Source organism: Guyparkeria sp. (assembly GCF_046540515.1).
Taxonomy (GTDB): domain Bacteria; phylum Pseudomonadota; class Gammaproteobacteria; order Halothiobacillales; family Halothiobacillaceae; genus Guyparkeria.
On sequence record NZ_JBKHFB010000015.1, the window covers coordinates 1 to 18,397 of the forward strand.

The 18,397-nt window shown below is 67.4% G+C and carries 17 protein-coding genes; 5 read left to right on the plus strand and 12 right to left on the minus strand.

The features are described from left to right. Together ACLFRM_RS03325 and gatC are read right to left on the minus strand one after the other, a co-directional pair. A partial coding sequence (locus ACLFRM_RS03325; protein ID WP_410754323.1) for an amidase family protein occupies positions 1-1,159 on the minus strand: 1,159 nt, incomplete at its 3' end. Between the two features lie 132 nt (positions 1,160-1,291). Next, the gene (gene gatC, locus ACLFRM_RS03330; RefSeq protein ID WP_410754293.1) at positions 1,292-1,579 is read right to left on the minus strand and encodes an Asp-tRNA(Asn)/Glu-tRNA(Gln) amidotransferase subunit GatC; all 288 of its coding nucleotides are present in this window, start codon (positions 1,577-1,579) and stop codon (positions 1,292-1,294) included. Between the two features lie 395 nt (positions 1,580-1,974). On the opposite strand from gatC, the gene ACLFRM_RS03335 reads away from it, so the two are divergent. The 3 genes from ACLFRM_RS03335 to mreD are packed head-to-tail and all read left to right on the plus strand — an operon-like array spanning position 1,975 to position 4,444. Continuing rightward, on the plus strand, positions 1,975-3,012 hold the full coding sequence (locus ACLFRM_RS03335) for a rod shape-determining protein (protein WP_410754294.1): 1,038 nt from the start codon (positions 1,975-1,977) through the stop codon (positions 3,010-3,012). Positions 3,013-3,023: 11 nt separating this feature from the next. After that, positions 3,024-3,974: a rod shape-determining protein MreC gene (gene mreC / locus ACLFRM_RS03340; protein WP_410754295.1), complete on the plus strand. Its 951-nt coding sequence runs from the start codon at positions 3,024-3,026 to the stop codon at positions 3,972-3,974. Then, positions 3,971-4,444, plus strand: a complete 474-nt coding sequence (mreD, locus tag ACLFRM_RS03345) for a rod shape-determining protein MreD (RefSeq protein ID WP_410754296.1) — start codon at positions 3,971-3,973, stop codon at positions 4,442-4,444. Before mreC ends, mreD begins: the two co-directional genes overlap by 4 nt. A 46-nt stretch (positions 4,445-4,490) precedes the next feature. On the opposite strand, the gene ACLFRM_RS03350 is transcribed toward mreD, so the two are convergent. Both ACLFRM_RS03350 and gcvH read right to left on the minus strand, forming a co-directional pair. Further along, a complete protein-coding gene (locus ACLFRM_RS03350; RefSeq protein ID WP_410754297.1) occupies positions 4,491-4,853 on the minus strand; it encodes a diacylglycerol kinase in 363 nt (120 codons plus the stop codon). 70 nt (positions 4,854-4,923) lie between these two features. Continuing rightward, the gene (gene gcvH / locus ACLFRM_RS03355; RefSeq protein WP_410754298.1) at positions 4,924-5,304 is read right to left on the minus strand and encodes a glycine cleavage system protein GcvH; all 381 of its coding nucleotides are present in this window, start codon (positions 5,302-5,304) and stop codon (positions 4,924-4,926) included. 267 nt (positions 5,305-5,571) lie between these two features. On the opposite strand from gcvH, the gene ACLFRM_RS03360 reads away from it, so the two are divergent. Continuing rightward, positions 5,572-7,608, plus strand: a complete 2,037-nt coding sequence (locus tag ACLFRM_RS03360) for a TonB-dependent receptor domain-containing protein (protein ID WP_410754299.1) — start codon at positions 5,572-5,574, stop codon at positions 7,606-7,608. A gap of 161 nt (positions 7,609-7,769) precedes the next feature. Here ACLFRM_RS03360 and ACLFRM_RS03365 read toward each other — a convergent pair whose 3' ends face one another. Then, positions 7,770-8,741 (minus strand): sigma-54 interaction domain-containing protein, encoded by a 972-nt coding sequence (locus tag ACLFRM_RS03365; protein ID WP_410754300.1) that lies wholly within the window; start codon positions 8,739-8,741, stop codon positions 7,770-7,772. Between the two features lie 131 nt (positions 8,742-8,872). Here ACLFRM_RS03365 and ACLFRM_RS03370 point away from each other — a divergent pair, with 131 nt between their 5' ends. Beyond that, a complete protein-coding gene (locus ACLFRM_RS03370) occupies positions 8,873-10,114 on the plus strand; it encodes a multifunctional CCA addition/repair protein (RefSeq protein ID WP_410754324.1) in 1,242 nt (413 codons plus the stop codon). A gap of 28 nt (positions 10,115-10,142) precedes the next feature. Here ACLFRM_RS03370 and ACLFRM_RS03375 read toward each other — a convergent pair whose 3' ends face one another. The 7 genes from ACLFRM_RS03375 to ACLFRM_RS03405 form a co-directional block, all read right to left on the minus strand. Continuing rightward, positions 10,143-11,027, minus strand: coding sequence for an alpha/beta hydrolase (locus ACLFRM_RS03375; RefSeq protein ID WP_410754301.1), 885 nt, complete (start codon positions 11,025-11,027; stop codon positions 10,143-10,145). Between the two features lie 43 nt (positions 11,028-11,070). Continuing rightward, positions 11,071-13,395: a 5-methyltetrahydropteroyltriglutamate--homocysteine S-methyltransferase gene (metE, locus tag ACLFRM_RS03380; RefSeq protein WP_410754302.1), complete on the minus strand. Its 2,325-nt coding sequence runs from the start codon at positions 13,393-13,395 to the stop codon at positions 11,071-11,073. 92 nt (positions 13,396-13,487) lie between these two features. Then, positions 13,488-15,635, minus strand: a complete 2,148-nt coding sequence (locus tag ACLFRM_RS03385; protein WP_410754303.1) for a diguanylate cyclase domain-containing protein — start codon at positions 15,633-15,635, stop codon at positions 13,488-13,490. 357 nt (positions 15,636-15,992) lie between these two features. Continuing rightward, positions 15,993-16,145 (minus strand): hypothetical protein, encoded by a 153-nt coding sequence (locus ACLFRM_RS03390; protein WP_410754304.1) that lies wholly within the window; start codon positions 16,143-16,145, stop codon positions 15,993-15,995. 146 nt (positions 16,146-16,291) lie between these two features. Next, positions 16,292-17,215: an ROK family protein gene (locus tag ACLFRM_RS03395; RefSeq protein WP_410754305.1), complete on the minus strand. Its 924-nt coding sequence runs from the start codon at positions 17,213-17,215 to the stop codon at positions 16,292-16,294. 115 nt (positions 17,216-17,330) lie between these two features. Continuing rightward, positions 17,331-17,828, minus strand: coding sequence for a thiol peroxidase (gene tpx, locus ACLFRM_RS03400; protein WP_410754306.1), 498 nt, complete (start codon positions 17,826-17,828; stop codon positions 17,331-17,333). 98 nt (positions 17,829-17,926) lie between these two features. Beyond that, positions 17,927-18,397: an HAD family hydrolase gene (locus ACLFRM_RS03405; RefSeq protein WP_410754307.1), complete on the minus strand. Its 471-nt coding sequence runs from the start codon at positions 18,395-18,397 to the stop codon at positions 17,927-17,929.

Here is an 18,397-nt window from a genome sequence, read left to right on the forward strand (position 1 = left end):
CGGCGATCACGTCGCACTGCTCGAAGGCACGCTTGAAGTGATCGGTCACCAGCCGGCGGGCCTTCTGCGCGCGGCGATAGAAGGCATCGTAGTACCCTGCGGAGAGCGCGTAGGTGCCCACCAGGATGCGGCGCTTGACTTCGGCGCCGAAACCTTCCGAACGACTGCGCTCGTAGAGATCCTGCAGGTTCTTCGGCCCCTCGCAGCGGTAGCCGAAACGCACGCCGTCGAAGCGCGACAGGTTCGAGGACGCCTCGGCCGGCGCGAGCAGGTAGTAGGCGGCCAGGGCGATGTCGGCATCCGGCAGGTCGATCTCGACGGTCTGTGCACCGGCGGCGCGCAACTCGTCGATCGCCGCGGAGACGGCATCCCCCACCGCCGGGTCCAGCGCCTCGGAAAACCACTGCTTCGGGACACCGACACGCAGGCCGGCGATCGAGCCGTTCAGCCCCGCGACGTAATCGGGCACCTCCCGGTCGGCGGAGGTGGAATCCCGGTGATCGAAACCGGCCATCTCGCCGAGCACCAGCGCGCAATCCTCGGCAGACTTCGCGATCACTCCGCCCTGATCGAAGCTCGAGGCATAGGCGATCATGCCGTAGCGCGACACGCGCCCGTAGGTGGGCTTGATGCCGGTGACCCCGCAGAAGGCAGCCGGCTGGCGGATCGAGCCGCCGGTGTCGGTGCCGGTGGCGAACGGCACCAGGCGAGCGGCGACCGCGGCGGCCGAACCACCCGAGGAACCGCCCGGCACGGCGTTCGCATCCCAGGGATTGGCCACCGCGCCGAAATGGCTGTTCTCGTTGGACGAGCCCATGGCGAACTCGTCCATGTTGGCCTTGCCCAGCAGCACCGCCCCGCTCACGGTCAGCCGTTCGTGGACCGTCGAGTCGTAAGGCGCGACCCAGTCGGCGAGCATCCGAGATCCGCAGGTGGTGCGAGTCCCCTTCGCGCAGAAGATGTCCTTGTGCACGTAGGGAATGCCGGCGAGCCGACCGCTGGCGGAGGTCGGTTGCACCGGTTCGACCCGGCTGACCAGGCTGTTGAGCGACGGGTCGATGGTCTCGATGCGCCGGCCGAAGGCCGCGGCCAGATCGGCGGCGCCGAACTCGCCGGCCGTCAGGCCCGCTCGCAACTCGGCGATCGAGGCATTGATCAGGGCGGCATCCCCGCCGCGCTGCGAAGTCTCACTGGTGGACACGAAAGATATTCCCCTTGCAGGCAATGTAGGCGTCGATCAGGCGGGGGCCGGCAGGTGGCCGAGCGGGCGCCGCCGGGACGAGGACTGTGGTTACTCGATGACCTTGGGCACCAGGAACAGGCCCTTTTCCTGTGCCGGCGCTCCGGCCATCAGCGCCTCGCGCTGGTCGGTCTCGGTGACCGTATCGGCGCGCAGGCGCTGGACCTGGTCGAGCGGGTGGGCCATGGGCTCGAGATCGTTGAGTCGCGGGTCGTCGAGGCGCTCGGCCTGCTCGAGAATCCCGTTGATGTCCGAGCGCAGCGCCTCGGCCCATTCCGGCTCGACGGCGATACGGGCGAGATGCGCCACCGTTTGCAGCTGGTCATTGGTCAACGACATGGTCGTCACCCCTCGAGGAACTTAAGGTTGATTATGCCGGGCACGCCCGAACGGTCAGGCCACCGGCGGGAACCCACCGCCAAGTCGGCGGTCGAAACGCGCGCGCACCGGCGAGCGGAAATCCGGCGCGAAGCCTATCATAGCCGTGCCTGCCTGCCGAGTCCGACGCTTGCCTGACAGCGTGCTTGTTGCTACCGTAACCGCTTATTTTTCGCGGCGTCCGGGCGCGGGTTTCGCACCGCATTTCCGGGGCAGGCTGCCCGCCTGCAAGACGGGTAGCGCGCGCCGCGTGAACGGGAAAGGACTCAGGCGCTGCCGCCTCACAACGGCAGCGCGACCACGGGCCGCCCATCGGCCCGACCACATACAGCAGACATCACTCGGTTATATCCCTCATGTTCAAAGGCTTCCGCGGCATCTTCTCCACCGATCTTTCCATCGACCTGGGTACGGCCAACACCCTGATCTACGTCTCCGGCAAGGGCATCGTGCTTGACGAGCCCTCGGTGGTGGCCCTGCGGAACGACGGCGGCCAGACCGTCATCCAGGCCTACGGCAACGAGGCCAAGCAGATGGTCGGTCGCACGCCGAAGTCGATCCACGCCGTGCGCCCGCTGCGTGATGGGGTGATCGCCGACTTCCACGTCACCGAGAAGATGCTGCAGCACTTCATCAAGAAGGTGCACTCCTCGCACTGGTTCCGCCCCAGCCCGCGTGTGCTCGTCTGCGTGCCGGTGGGCGCGACCCAGGTCGAACGCCGCGCGATCCGCGAATCGGTACTTTCCGCCGGTGCGCGCCGCGCCTTCATCATCGAGGAGCCGATGGCCGCCGCCATCGGGGCCGGCGTCGACGTCGACGAGCCGCGCGGCTCGATGGTGGTCGACATCGGCGGCGGCACCTCCGAGGTGGGCGTCATCTCGCTCGACGGCATCGTCTATTCGTCGTCTGTGCGCATCGGTGGTGACAAGTTCGACGAGGCGATCATCGCCTTCGTCCGTCGTCATTACGGGATCCTGATCGGCGAGGCGACCGCCGAACGGATCAAGAAGGAGATCGGCTCGGCCTACCCGGGCAAGGAACTGCGCGAGATCGACGTCAAGGGCCGCAACCTGGCCGAAGGCGTGCCGCGCAGCTTCACCCTCAACTCCAACGAGATCCTCGAGGCGCTGCAGGAACCGCTGTTCGGCATCGTTCAGGCCGTGCGGGCCGCCCTCGAGCAGACACCGCCGGAACTCGGCTCGGACATCGCCGAGCGCGGCATCGTGCTGACCGGTGGCGGGGCCCTGCTCCGCGACCTGGACAAGCTGATCATGGAAGAGACCGGCCTCCCTGTCGTGGTCGCCGAAAACCCGCTGACCTGCGTGGCGCGCGGCGGCGGCAAGGTCCTCGAGCTGATCGACCAGCGCAACAACACCCTCTTCGCTGACGAGTAACGGCGCCGGTCATGGCGCTTTTCGACTCCCACCGCCCCGGACTCAACCTGCTCCTGGTACTGGTGGTGATCTCGATCGCCCTGATGAGTCTCGACCGGGTCGGCACCCGCTGGGTGGGTCAGCTCGACCAAGGGCTCGGTGGCGCCACCGACGGCGTCATCAAGACCCTCCATCAGCCGGTCGTCATGGTCCGCGGCGTTGGCCAGTGGTTCGTGGAACGCCGGGAGCTGCAGGCCGAGGTCGATCGCCTGCGCGAGGAGAACACGCTGCTGCGCGGCCAGATGCAGCGCTTCGTCGCCCTGCAACGCGAGGTGGACGATCTTCGCGCCATGCTCGACGGCCAGGCCAGCACCATCCCCGGGGTATTGCTCGCCCGGCGCGTAGGTCACCCGCCGAGCCCGCAGGGCAACCTCTTCACGATCGGGCGTGGCTTCGACGATGACGTGCGCCCCGGCGATCCGGTCATCGACGCCTCTGGGGTGGTCGGCCAGGTCCTGCGCAGCACCCGCTTTGGTGCGACCGTCATCCAGCTGACCTCGCGCGACCACATGCTCTCGGTCATTCTCGGCGACACCGGCCGCAACGCCCTGCTGCGCGGGACCGGCGACCGGCAGCTGATCATCGAACGGGTCCCCGAACGCACCGACATCGAGACCGGCGACCTGCTGACCACCTCCGGCATCGACACCGCCTTCCCGCGCGGCTACCCGGTCGCGCGGATCACCGATATCGAGACGGACGAGGCGCAGGGCTTCATTCGCGTGATCGCCGAGCCGGTCGCCGACCTCGAACGGCTCGACCACGTCCTGGTGATCACCGAGGCGCCCGACGCACCGCCCCGCGAGGGCCAGGACACCGAAACCGTGCTGGATCGCCCGCCCATGTCGCCCCTGGAAAACCATGACGGCGGCGCACCGGCCGCGGCCAACGAGCCCGGTGCGAGCAACGGAGACCGGCAATGACCACCAGCTGGTTCGCCATCATCCTCACCAGTCTCGTCGCGCTGGCGTTGACCCTGCTGCCGCTGCCGGCGGCGATGCAGGTACACAACCCGCAATGGCTGTTGCTGACGGTGATCTTCTGGTCGCTCTACCGTCCGGCCCAGGCGGGGCTGATCTATGCCTGGATCGCGGGCCTGATGCTGGACGTGGCCACCAACGGCCTGCTGGGACTCAACGCGCTGCTTTTCACGATGACCACCTTCCTCGTACTGTCCTTGCGACAACGAATCGGGGTCGCCCCCCTGCTCTCTCAGGCGCTGGTGATCGCCGGGTTCACCCTGGTCTACCTGATGGTCGCCCTATGGGTGGAGGGGGTCGCCACCGACCTGGTATCGATGGCTACCTATCTGTCCCGAGCGCTCAGCAATCTGGCGGCCTGGCCGGTGGTGTTCTTCCTGCTCAACCGGCTGGCCCGTATCTCCGAACGCTAGTGCCTACAGGGGTCTCCCGGGCCACTCGCGCCGAACCAGGCCGTTGTCAGTCGAACAGCAACAGGCCCCAGACCACCGCGGCGATGAGAATTGCAATCAGCACCGCGGCCGACCCGACGTCCTTGGCGCGCCCGGAAAGCTTGTGCGGGTCGGCCCCGATGCGATCGACCACCGCCTCGATCCCGGTGTTGAGGAGTTCCACCAGCAGCACCTGAAGCACCACCGCGATCAGGATGGCCCGCTCGAGGGCGCTCTCGCCGACATACCAGGCAACCGGGACGGCCAGCAGCACGACCACGACCTCCTGGCGAAACGCTTCTTCCTTGCGCCACGCCGCTCGCAGCCCCTGCAGGGAGTAACGCAGGGCGTACCAGACGCGCCGCAGGCCGTAGTTCTGTTCGGATGCCATGGAATCGTCTCCCGGGACGGCGCCGGCGGTACCACTCAGGGCGGGCCGCCGGCACCCAAATCGACGGTGTTCAGTCGGTCGCCTCGAGCATCCGGCCGTACTCGTCCGGGCTCATCCACTCGGCCGGCTCGCCTTCCATGCGGATCCTCACGATCCAGCCCTCGTCGAGCGGGTCGTCGTTGATCAGTTCGGGGCTGTCCTCCAGCGCCTCGTTGATCTCGAGCACCTCGCCGTCGACCGGGCACAACACGTCGGAGGCGGCCTTGACCGACTCGAGCGTGGCGCAGGGTGCACCCTCGGAAACCGCCTGCCCCACGTCCGGCAGGTCGGCAAAGACCACGTCGCCCAACATCTCCTGCCCCTGCTCGGTCACCCCCACCGTGATCACGTCGTCCTCGACGCGGTACCACTCGTGGGTTTCGCCGTAGCGCCGATCCTGCCGAATTTCCATGGGCGACTCCTTGGGGTCAGGCCGGGGCCGCGCGGCCCCGATCCGGTTGAGCGAATGAACAGGCCCGCGATTCTGGCACAAACCGCCCGCCTTCTCGATTCCCTCGACAGGCCGACTGCGGCATATGCCCCATCGACCGGGTCATCTGGCCCGGTCCCGCCGACGACGCATTTGAAGAATCAGACACTTGGCGCTGGCCCGCTTTCTGCAACACACGGCGGTCAGAACGATAACCCGTCTAACAAAACATCCAGGGATGACCACCGCATGACAGTCAGCCGCTCGCTCCATCCACGCCACCGCCTGCAGGCATCGATCCTTGCCGGCCTGACGGGCATCAGCCCGACCGCGTTCGCCGAGGGACTCGACACGATCCTGATCACCGCGCCGGAGCCGGTTGCCATCCACCAGCCGGTGACCCTGACGGGCGAGGAAACCGCACCGCGTGCCGATCTCGCCGAGGTGCTGCGCGAGATCAGCGGCGTGACGGCGGGTCGCATGTCGGGGCACGGCCTCGACCCGATCATCCGCGGCCAGCGCGAGCATCAGCTCAACGTGCTGCTCGACGGCGCCGGCATCGCCAACGCCTGCCCGAATCGCATGGACCCGCCCACCAGTTTCGGCAACCTGTCCGGCTACGACGAGGTCGAGGTCCGCAAGGGCGTGACCACGCTGACCCGGGGGCCGGGAGGCAGCGGCGGCAGCATCGAGCTCACGCGCAATACCTTCGAGCGTGCCGCCGAGCCCGGCCTGCAGTCGCGGTTCGGGTTTGCCACCAGCAGCAACGGCCTGACCGATCAGAGCAGCGCCGATGTGCTGATCAGCAACGGCAACGCCTACGGACGCGTGATCGGCCAGATCGCCAACGGCGACAACTACGAGGACGGCGACGGAGACGAGGTGCCGTCGTCCTACAAGCAGCGCAGCGGCACCATAATCGGCGGCTACCGGGTCAGCGGCGAGACCGGCATCGAGGTTTCCGTCGACCGCAACCGCATGCTCGACACCCGCTACGCCGGCGCCGGCATGGATTCGGTCTACGACGACGCCACGATCTACCGCCTCGACGGCCGCCTGGGCGACCTGTCCGGCCCCGTCGACAGCCTGCGGCTCGAGCTCTCTCGAGCCAACGTCGACCACCTGATGGACAACTTCAGCTTGCGAGACCGGACTGCCCCCATGCCCATGGAGGCCCCGGCCGAATCGCACACCAGCACCGCGAGGCTGACCCTCGAATCGAATCCCGGCAACGTGGGTCTCGAGTATGGTCTGGACCTGGAACGTGTCGAACAGGATGCCCTGGCCCGGAACGCGATGACCGAAATGCTGGCCTTCCGCCAGTGGCCGGACGGTCAGGCCGACCGGTTCGGCGCCTTCGTCGAGGCCGACTGGGCGATCGGCGATACCGACGGCCTGCGCATCGCTGCGCGCATCGATCGATTCGAATCCGAGATCGATACGGCCCTCGACAAGAGCATCGCCACGAACATGATGGTGCCCGCCGGCATCCGCGAATCGGCCGGCGAAACGAAAAATGACACCGAGGTGAGCGGCCTGCTGCGCTACACCCATCGCTTCGATCGCCACCTCTCCGGCAACGTCGGCCTCAGCCGCACGGCGGTGGCGCCCAACCTCACCCAGCGCTACGTGCTGACCGGCGGACTCGCCAAGGTCGGCAACCCGGACCTCGACCCCGAGATTCACCACCAGCTGGACGCCGGGCTGACCTGGCAGACCGACGAGCGATTCGCGCAGGCGACGGTGTTTGTCGATCAGGTAAGCGACTTCATCCTGCAGGATCGCGGTGGCATCAACGGATTGCCGGACGATTCGACCAGCTACCGCAACGTCGATGCGCGTCTCTACGGCGCCGAGATCGACCTGCGCCAGGCGGTCACCGACTGGCTCAGCGCCCACGGGCAGATCGCCTACACACGCGGCCGGAACACCGACGATTCGCGCAACCTGCCCCAGATCCCGCCGTTGTCGGGGAGCCTCGGCCTGGAGGCGGAATACGCCGATCTCAGTGGTGGGGTGAACCTGCGCTGGGCCGACGGGGCCACGCACCTGGATACGGCCAGCGGCCTGGATACCCGTGAGACGGCGGGCTACGGCGTGGTGGACCTGCACACCGCCTATCGAATCGGTGCCAACTGGCAGGTCCGGGCCGGGGTGGAAAACCTGTTCGACCGGACCTACAGCGAGCACGTCAACCGCGCCTACGCCGGCACGTTCGGCGACCCGACCGCACGGATCAACGAACCGGGCCGCACGGTCTGGGCACGCCTGACCGCCAAGTTCTGAATCCTTTCCTTCTCCAGACTGCCACGCCGCGGCGTGGCCTTGCGGCAGCCGTTTGGCTGCCGTTTTTTTGGTGGGGCTCTGGAACATTTAGACAAAAGGCCCCGTTCCGGGCAATCCCGAAACGGGGCCTGAAAGGCTAGCTACCGAGGCGTTCGCCCAGCCTACTCGATGGCGAACTTCTTCAACCGGTAGAGGAAGGTGTCACGGCTGAGGTTGAGCAGCCGCGCGGCACGCGACTTGTTGCCACCGGTACGGACCAGGGCCTGACGCAGCAGGTCGCTCTCCACCGCCTCGAGATCAACGCCGTCCTCTGGCAGCAGAAAGCCCGGGGCAATCGGGCCGCCGCGTTCGCTCTGTTCGGCCGAACGCATCACCGGCGGCAGAGCCTCGACGTCGACCACGCTGCCGGCATGGAAGATCACCAGCCGCTCGGCCAACTGCTTGAGTTCGCGCACGTTGCCCGGCCAGCGGTACCGACGCAGCACGCCGGTGGCTCGCGCGGTCAGACGCGGTATCGCCACGCCGTTGCGGGCGGCATTCTCTTCCAGGAAACGAGTGAACAGCCAGTCGACGTCGCCCTGGCGATCGCGCAACGGCAACAGCTCGATCGGCACGCCGGCCAGTCGGAAATACAGGTCGGCGCGGAATTCACCGGCGTCGACCATCGTGGCAAGATCCCGGTGCGTTGCCGCGACCACCCGCAGATCGACCCGACGGGTGCCCGTCTCGCCCACCGCCCGGGTCTCGCCGTTCTCCAGCAGGCGCAGCAGTTTTGCCTGCAGCGCCAGCGGCAGCTCGCCCAGCTCGTCGAGGAACAGCGTACCGCCGTCGGCCTGGTCCACCAGGCCGGCCTGGTCGGCGAGCGCCCCGGTGAAGGCACCGCGGCGATGACCGAACAGGGTCGACTCGGCCAGCTCATCCGGAATGGTGGCGCAGTTGACGGTCACCAGCGGCCGGTCGGCACGCGGCGAGCCGGCGTGGATGGCGCGGGCCGCCAGCTCCTTGCCGGTGCCGGTTTCACCCGTGATCAGCACGGTAGCCTCGGTCGCCGCGACCAGCCCGATGCTGCGCAGCGTGGACTCGAAACGTGGCGACTGGCTCTGCAATGCCTCAAGATAGGGGTTTGCGTTCATGGCGGAGCGTCCGAAACGTTATCGACTGGCCGCTAGTCTACCGCCGCCAACCATTACGATAAAGCGGGCTTTCCCACCCAAATCCGAGTCAATTGCCGGGAGATTCCATGGCCGATGCGGTAACCGACAACCTGGAGTGCTACATCGTCGGCGGCGCGGTACGCGATCGATTGCTGGGTCGCGAGGTCGTCGACCGCGACTGGGTCGTGGTCGGCGCCACACCGGAGCAGATGCTCGCGCGCGGGTTCAGGCAAGTGGGCGCGGACTTCCCGGTGTTTCTTCACCCGCACACCGGCGAGGAATACGCCCTGGCCCGCACCGAGCGCAAGCAGGGCCGGGGCTACCACGGGTTCGCGGTACACGCCGCCCCCGAGGTGACACTCGAGGACGACCTCGCCCGCCGCGACCTGACCATCAATGCCATGGCCATGCGGGAAGACGGCGGCCTGGTCGACCCCTTCGGCGGTCGGGAGGACCTTGAGGCACGTCGCCTGCGCCACGTCGGCCCGGCCTTCGTCGAGGACCCCTTGCGCGTGCTGCGCGTGGCGCGTTTCGCCGCCCAGCTGGGGGCGCATGGCTTCGAGGTGGCCGAGGCCACCGCCGAGCTGATGCGACGCATGGCCGCCAGCGGCGAGCTCGGCGACCTGGTCCCCGAACGGGTCTGGGCGGAAACGGTCAAGGCACTGGGCAGCGAACGCCCCTCGCGCTACTTCGCCGTGCTTCATGAGGTCGATGCCCTGGCCGAGACCTTCCCCGAGGTGGAGGCGCTGTTCGGCGTTCCCCAGCCCGAGGAATACCACCCCGAGGTGGACACCGGCATCCATACCCTGCTGGTACTGGATGCCGCCGCCGGGTTGAGCGAGTCGATCGGTGTACGCTTCGCCGCCGTCTGCCACGACCTTGGCAAGGCACTGACCCCGCACGAGGAGTGGCCGCGCCACATCGGCCACGAGCGGCGCGGCGTCGAGCCCGCCCGGGCACTGTGCGAACGCCTGCGCACCTCCAAGGCCGTTCGCGAGCTGGCGCTCACGGTCACCGCCCAGCACGGACGGATCCACCGGGCGCTGGAGATGCGCGACACCACGCTGGTCGACCTGCTCGATGAGCTCGACGCCCTGCGCCGTCCCGAACGCTTCGAGGACATCCTGACCGTCTGCCATGCCGACTCGCGCGGCAAGCCGGGCAAGGAAGCGGTCGACTACCCGGAGGGCGACTGGCTGCGCCGGGTGCGCACCGCGGTGGCCGCCATCTCGCCCCAGCCACTCCTCGATAAAGGCCTACGGGGCAAGGCCCTGGGCGAGGCCCTGCGCCGCGAGCGTATTCGGGCCGTCGGCGACTTGCGGCGGGCCGACCGCCCCGACGAGAACACCTGACACCACGGGTCGCCCCCACTGCCGGCCTTCAGTCAACCCCGGCCCGCGTGGCCCGCGCTGCGGGCGCCCCCGCGAGGAACGCCGAGACGGTCGAGAGCACCTCGTCGCCGAACGGAAACACGTTCGACAGGCTCACCACCAAACCGGCGTGCCGCAGGTTGTCCACCCGCAGCAATTCCACCGGCACGCCCGCCTCCTCGAGCCGGTGGGCCAGGCGTTCGCTGTTGCGCGGGTCGACCACGGGATCGTCCCGGCTCACGACCAGCAAGGTCGGCGGCACGTCGCCGTCGACCCAATGGACGGGCTGACTGGAGTCCAGCGGGTCGGCGGGGGCGAAGATCCGCTCCAGCGTGGCGTCTTGCAACGGCAGGAAATCGTAGGGCCCCGCGAGCCCCGCCCAGGAGGCGATCCAGTCGCGACGGCCGCCGACGGCCTCGAGATAACGCGCATCGGTGACCAGCATGGCCGCGTTGTAGGCACCGGCGGAGTGACCGAGCAACGCGAGCCGCGCCGGATCGGCACCGTAGTCAGCGGCATGCGTGCGCGCCCAGGCCACGGCCCGGGCCGAGTCGTACAGGAACGCCGGGTACGTCACCTCGGGATAGACACGGTAGTCGGGAATCATCACCACCAGCCCGCGTGCGGCCAGCGTCCGTCCCAGGAACCCGTAGGTGGAGCGATCCCCCGACTGCCAGCTCCCGCCCCAGAAGAACACCACCACCGGGGCGCCCGTCGCGTCCACGGGACGGTAGATGTCCAGCGACAACGTGCGCTCGGCATCGAATACGACGTCCCGGGTCACGACCACCGACTCGCTCGGTGCGAGCGACTCGAGGACCCTCGCCCCCGAACAGGCCGTCAGGTTGAGCAGGGTGACGCTCGTGGCGGCCAGCGCGGCCAGGACTCGTTTCACGCTCGGGCTCCGGGTGTGGCGGGACCCGGCAAGTGTAGACCCGCTAGCCGGCGCGTTTTCGAGCGTGGCGCGCACGGAGCTCACCCGCCGCGGCCACCAGGTTGCGCAACCCGGCACGCACTTCCTCCCAGCCGCGCGTCTTGAGGCCGCAGTCCGGGTTCACCCACAGCCGGTCGGCCGGCACCTTCTCCAATGCCAGTTCGAGCCGATCGACGATCTCGTCCACGCTCGGCACCAGCGGCGAATGGATGTCCCAGACCCCCGGCCCGATCTCGTTGGGGTACTCGAACTCGGCGAAGGCATCCAGCAGCTTCATGTTCGAGCGGGTCGTCTCGATGGTGATCACGTCGGCGTCCAGTGCGGCAATCGACTCGATGATGTCGTTGAACTCGCTATAGCACATGTGGGTGTGGATCTGGACGTCGTCGGGTGCCACCGACGTGGCGAAACGAAAGGCCCGCACGGCCCAGTCGAGGTAGCCGGCCCAGCCGGCACGGCGCAGGGGCAGCCCCTCGCGGAAGGCCGGCTCGTCGACCTGGATCGCGGCGATACCGGAGGCACACAGATCCGCGACCTCCTCGCGCAGCACCGCGGCCAGCTGGTAGGTGACCTGCTCGCGGGACAGATCGTCGCGGACGAACGACCAGGACAGCATCGTCACCGGGCCGGTCAGCATGCCCTTCACGGGCAGGTCGGTGAGCGACTGGGCATAGCGGCTCCAGGCCACGGTCAGCGGCTGCGGACGGGCCACGTCGCCCCAGATGATCGGCGGCTTGACGCAGCGCGACCCGTAGGACTGAACCCAGCCGGACCGGGTGAAGGCGAATCCCTCGAGCTGCTGACCGAAGTATTCGACCATGTCGTTGCGCTCCGGCTCACCATGCACCAGGAGGTCCAGTCCGAGTGCCTCCTGCTCGGCGACCGCCTCGGCGATCGCCGCGCGCATCGCCTGCTCGTAAGTGGCCGTGTCGATCTCCCCGCGACGATGAGCGCGACGGCTCGCCCGGATCGAGTCGGTCTGCGGGAACGAACCGATGGTCGTGGTCGGGAACGGTGGCAGGTCAAGCCGGGCCCGTTGGGCGGGCGCCCTTGCCGTGTAGGGGTGCGCGCGGGCCGGCTCGTCGGCCAGGGATTGGACCAGCCGCTCGCGTCTGGCTGGATCCCGACGGCCCGGCAATTCCTCGAGTCGCTGTCGGGCCGCGGTGGCGGCCTCGATCTCGTTGGCAATGCCCGCGCGCCCGTCGACAAGCCCGCGGGCCAGCAGCCGCAGTTCCTCGAGCTTCTGCGTGGCAAAGCTCAGGTTCTCAAGCACGGCCGGCGGCAGATCGGCCGACCCGGTGCCCTCCTCGCCGGCATCGAGCGGCAGGTGCAGCAGCGAGCAGCTGGGTGCGAGCCAGAGGCGCTCGCCCAGTCGGCGATAAAGCGGCTCGAGCCGATCGAGCAGCGCGTCCAGGTCGGCACGCCAGATGGATCGACCGTCCAGCACGCCGGCCGACAACACCTTGAATGCCGGTAGCCGGTCGGCAAGGGCCGAGAGATCGCCACCCGAGGCGGCATCCACGTGCACCCCGTCGACGGGCAGACCGGCAAGCAGCGAGACCCGTCCGTCGATCGGCGCGAAATAGGTGGCCAGCAACAGGCGCAAGCCGGGCGTCTTCATCCGGTGATAGACGGGCTCGAACGCCGCCAGCCATTCCGCTGGCAGATCGAGCCCGAGGATGGGCTCGTCGATCTGGACCCACTCGGCCCCCAGCCCCGCGATGTCGCTGAGCAACGCGGCGTACGCGTCGGCAAGCGCCGGTGCCCGGCGCAGGCGGGCCTCGCAACTGACGCCACCACTGAGCCACAGGAAGGTCAGCGGGCCGATCAGCACCGGCTTGCTCGCCGGGTCGTCGCGCAGCGATTCGCGGATGTCGGCCAGCAGCCGTTCGGCGTCGACCCGGAACGGACGGGCCGCGTCCAGCTCGGGCACCAGGTAGTGGTAGTTGGTATCGAACCACTTGGTCATCGCCAGCGGTGCCAGCGAACCACGCTCGTCGCGGACACCACGGGCCAGGGCAAACAGCGAATCGAGATCGTTGCGCAGGTCGCCGAAACGTGACGGCGCCTGGCCAAAGAGCAGGCAGAGGTCGGCCATGCCGTCGTAAAAGGTGAAATCGCCGCAGGCAGGCCGAGTGACGCCCGCCTCGCGGTGCGACTCGCGCGACTCGCGACGGATACGATCGCCGGTCTCCCGCAAGGCCGCCGAATCGATTTCCCCGCGCCAGTGACGTTCGAGTGCCCACTTGAGGGCACGATCCCGGCCGATGCGGGGAAAGCCCAGGGTATGGGTGACGGGCGAAGCGGAAACTGGGGTCGGGGCGGGCATGTCGCTGTCCTCTCGTGATGGGTGTCATGCCACCCTAACGGAACCCAACATGCGTTTCCTGTCGCCTTACTCCGTATTTACTTGCATTTGATTCATGTTGTGAACGGCCGATCAGGGGTAAGGTCGCCGTAGAACACCACCGTGTCGTCCCTCAGTTTCTTGGCCCGGTACATCGCCGCGTCGGCCCGGCGCATGAGACCGTCGAGGGTGTCGGCATCCACGGGGAAGCGGGCGAACCCGATCGATGCCCGGACATGGACGAGTTGAGTGGTGCCGGCGAGCACCATGGGCTTGTGCAGGCTGTCGAGCAGACTGTCACCCAGCCTGGTCAAGTCCGCACGATCGCGAACGCCGTAGAAGGCCACCACGAACTCGTCACCACCGAGGCGGGCCACGATGTCCTCGCGGCGACCGACTTCCGACAACCGCCGAGCCACTTCTCGCAATACCTCGTCGCCCACCTGGTGTCCCAGGGTGTCGTTGATCGGCTTGAAACCGTTGAGATCGACGAATGCCAGGGCGATTCCCGCGCCCTCCCGCAGCGCATGCCGACGTGCCTGTTCGAAACGTTCCTCGAGGCCGGCGCGGTTCAGCGTATCGGTCAACGGATCGTGGAGCGCACGACGGTGCATCGCCTGCATGCGACGGTGGCGCATGGTGACATCGCTGATCACCGCCACGTAACGGCTAACGCGACGCCGGTCGTCGCGGACCAGATCGACCGACCAGCACAGGACGCGTTCCCGACCATCCGGCAGCCGGCAGGCCAACTCCTCGGTCCAGCGCCCCCGCTGGCGAAGCCCGTGCACACAGGCCTTCAGCCGCGATCGGCTGCGGTCGATCACCTCCGGGGTGACGAGACGTTCGCCGACCAGATCCCTGGACGACTTTCCCACCAGGCGCTCGAACGAGGGGTTGACCGCCAGTACCCGCCGATGCCGGTCGAGAATGACAATCCCATCGCCAGCGCCCTCGAACACCGCCGTGGTCAATCCCTCCAATTGCTCGAAGGCCTGGCGCTCGGTGAGGTCGATCAGGGTACCGATCAGCCCCGACTGTCCTCGTCCCGAGGCGCTGACCGCTTCGACACGCACCTCCACCGGCACCTCGGTGTTATCAGCGCGTACCAATCGTGTCGTCAACACCACGCGCCCACCACCCTGCGGGTCGCCGATCACCCCGCCCGCAGGTTGCATGCGCTCGGCGGCCTCACGGATACGACGGCGCTCTTTTTCGGGAAACAGATTCAGCCACGCGGCCCCGACCAAGCCGTGTACCGAGCGACCGACCAGGCGTTCGTAGGCCGGACTGACGTACATCAACCGGCCAGCCGGGTCGGTGCGGAACACCACATCACTCACGTTCGAGGTGACATCACGCAGCAGCCGCTCGGAATCGATCAGGGCGTATTGCTGCGCCTGCCAGCGAACAGCAAGCCATATCACGAGCAGTCCCGCAAGCAAGGCCAGGAACTCCGCCACCCGCGTGATCCAGGTCACCGTCGCCGGCGGCTGACTAGGCTCCATGGCAAGCTGCCAGCGCCCATCCAGAGCAATCACGGGGGTTTTCAGAGCTTCGCGTTCGTCGAACAGCTGGGGGCGACCGAGAAACACGGCGCCATCCTCCCCGAGGCCCTCCATGCCCCGAACGGCCAGACTGCCTTGGCGGATCCGCTCTGCCACGCCTGCCGCCTCGAACAGGCGCATGACATCGATCGGCGTAGAGACCACACCCCAGTACTCCTCCTCGTCATCACCATCGCGATCGAACGAAACCGGCACTCGGTGGATGACCGCGTAGCCACCTTGCACCAGTTCGTAAGGGCCACCGAGCACCGGCTTCCCGGTCACCATCGCGCGTCTGAGGGAGCTGCCCTGAACCGGGTGAGCGGCCAGATCGACACCGATGGCCTCCTCGTTGCCTTCCAGCGGAATACTGGCCTCGATCACGTTGTCCGGCGCGAGGGCGACCGAACGGATCACGGGGGTACGTTCGAGCATCCGCTCGGCGACGGGGCGCAGGCTGGCAAGGTCGAGTCCGCGGTTGACCTCGATCATCGCCCCCACCCCGTCGGAGACATTCGAGGCCTGGTTGAGCTGGGATTCGATGCGGGTGCGAACCTGGGCGAGATCATCGAGGTCGGCCTGCAGCACGGCCGTGGTCAACTGTCGCTCGACCACCCAGATCGTCGCCATCAGCACGCCGGTGACCACGAGGCCCGCCGCGAGTGGCGCGAGCATGAGCTTGACGCGGGCATGAAGAGACCGGGAGCCTCTCCTGGACGGCTCCGGCCTATGCTGGTGCTCGGCCCGTGGGCCGGTTTTGACGCTCCCCACCACCGATCCACCTGTTGATGCGGAATACCCGATCAGACGAGTCTAGCGCAGAGTGTCGACGTGACCCTTAGCTTGGCTAGGGAAACCCTGCACGAATGGCATGCCGCTGAAGCGCGCCTTGAGCGGCTCCAATTCATGTATCACTCCCGATCCAAACATAAAGGCCGGCGCTTCAAGGCGCCGGCCTTTGTGGGTTGAGACGGGAATGGATCGGGATCGTCACCCGGCGGCCTGGTGGGCCGCCGGGGCGGTGTTTTCGGGTCAGCTGTGCTGTTGCTGGTGTTGCCGCTCTTCCTGGGAATGCTTGGACTCTCCGGACTTCTTCCAGAGCATCCAGAACGCGTACAGCGGCATGCCGATGATGCCGATCATCGCGAGAATGCTGATCAGTACGATTTGCAGCTCAATGTCCATCACAATCAACCTCCGATTGTTAGATCGCATGACCGCCCTAGGTCAGGCCGGGTCATGTGATCCAATTTAGACTCTGCTTATGCCCCTATCAACCCAGAAGATCACTGCAGTATTCACCGAGCCCGCGGATTACCGCAGAAACCGCGTCAACGCAGGCGTTTCCCGATCGAATCCCCCAGGAATGCCGCCCCGCGCACGCCGCTCGAATCACCGAAGCGTGGCGCAACCAGGCGGGTTGTGATCGGATCGGAAAACACGAACGCATCCCAGAACGCGGGCACGGTCTCGTAGAGTCGTTCGACGTTCGACATCCCGCCACCCAAGACGATCACGTCCGGGTCGAAGAGGTTGATCACGTGGGCCAGGGCGCGGGCGAGCCGCACCTCGTAACGCGCCAGGCTTTCCTCGGCTGCCCCGTCGCCTTCCCGAGCGCGGGCGACGATGGCCTCGCCGCTCAGGGCCTCACCGGTCCGCGCGGCGTGGTCGCGCTCGAAGGCCGGTCCAGACAGCCATTGCTCGATGCAGCCATTCAGCCCGCACCAGCACGCCGGACCGGGGGCTTCGTCGGGCTGCGCCCAGGGCAACGGATTGTGCCCCCATTCACCGGCGATCGCGTTGCGACCGACCAGCACGCGACCATCCACGACAAGACCACCACCCACACCGGTACCGAGGATCACGCCGAAGACCGAGTCCGCGCCTGCCGCGGCCCCGTCGTCCGCGGATTCCGAGAGCGCCAGGCAGTTGGCGTCGTTGGCCATCAGCACCTCACGGCCGAGGCGCGCCTCAAGATCCCTCTTCAGTGGCCGATCGTTGAGCACGACCGAATTCGCGTTCTTGATCAGGCCGCTGCGTGGCGAGATCGTCCCCGGCGTACCCACCCCGATGCCGATCGCCGGCCCGCGTTCGCGCTCGGCCCGCTCGATCAGCCTGGCCATCGTCTCGACCGTGCCGGCATAGTCGCCCTGCGGGGTGGGCTCGCGCTCGCGCCAACGAATTCGGTTGTCGGGGTCGAGCACCGCCACCTCGATCTTGGTGCCACCGAGGTCCACGCCCAGTCGATTGCTCATCGCGTCATTTCCTTCGTCCTGAAACAGACCGGCCCGGCGGCGACACGGATGTCACGTACCGGGCCGAAGGTCACCGGACACCTCGCCGGGTGTCAGGCATGCCCTTGCCTGACATTCAGAGTGCGCCAAGGGCGGCCTCGTAGTCCGGCTCGTCGGCGATCTCGCCAACCTGTTGCACGTGGCGAACGGTATTGTCCGCATCGAGCACCACCACCGTGCGCGCGGCCAGGCCGGCCAACGGGCCGTCGGCGATACGTACCCCGTAATCGTCGAGGAATTCCGGGTGGCGGAAGGCCGACAGCGTCACCACGTTGTCAACGCCCTCGGCGTCACAGAACCGGCTCTGGGCGAACGGCAGGTCCATGGAGATGCAGAGCACGACCGTGTCGGCGAGCTCGTGGGCACGACGGCTGAACTCGCGCACCGACTGGGCGCAGGTGCCGGTGTCGAGGCTGGGGAAGATGTTGAGCACCTTCTTCTTGCCGGCGAAGGCCTCCAGCCCCTTGTCGGACAGATCGCTCGCGGTCAGCGAGAAGGCGGGTGCCTTGTCGCCGACCGATGGCAGCGAGCCGGCGACATTGACGGGCGTGCCCTTGAATGTGACCTGAGACATGCTTTGTCCTCCTCTGTCTGGACCAGATTGCACTGGCTGAAATGATTGTCGACGTCGTTCTGGACGGCCATTCTCTCCGTTACGGATCTCGACCGGAGTCAGTTTCGCAGGGTCGCGATCAACCGCTTGGGCTTCAAGAGTAGATCAAGGGCGCTGGTGATGTCCGGGCAGACCACATCGGAGGCATCCAGCGCGTGGCGCGACAGGCCTTCGGACTGGACCACCCCGATGCCGAGCACCGCCTCGGCCAGCATGAGCGCATCGTTGCGGCCGTTGCCGATGGTGACGCACTCGCGTGCCGAGAGCGTGCGCACGTAGCGCTGCTTGGCCTCGTCCTGCAGGTGGTCGGACAGCGTCGACAGGGTCACGGGCAGGTCGGCCAGGCGCCCCTCGACGTCACCGTAGGTATCCGCCGTGATGACGTGCACGTCGAGGTGTTTCGACAGCTCGCGCAGGCGTTCGCCGACGCCCTCGACCAGCGCGCCGTCCAGCGCCAACGTGCCGTTGTAGTCCAGCACGAGGTGTGACAGTTGCAGCACACCCCGGCTGGGGATGGTGATTTCCAGCAT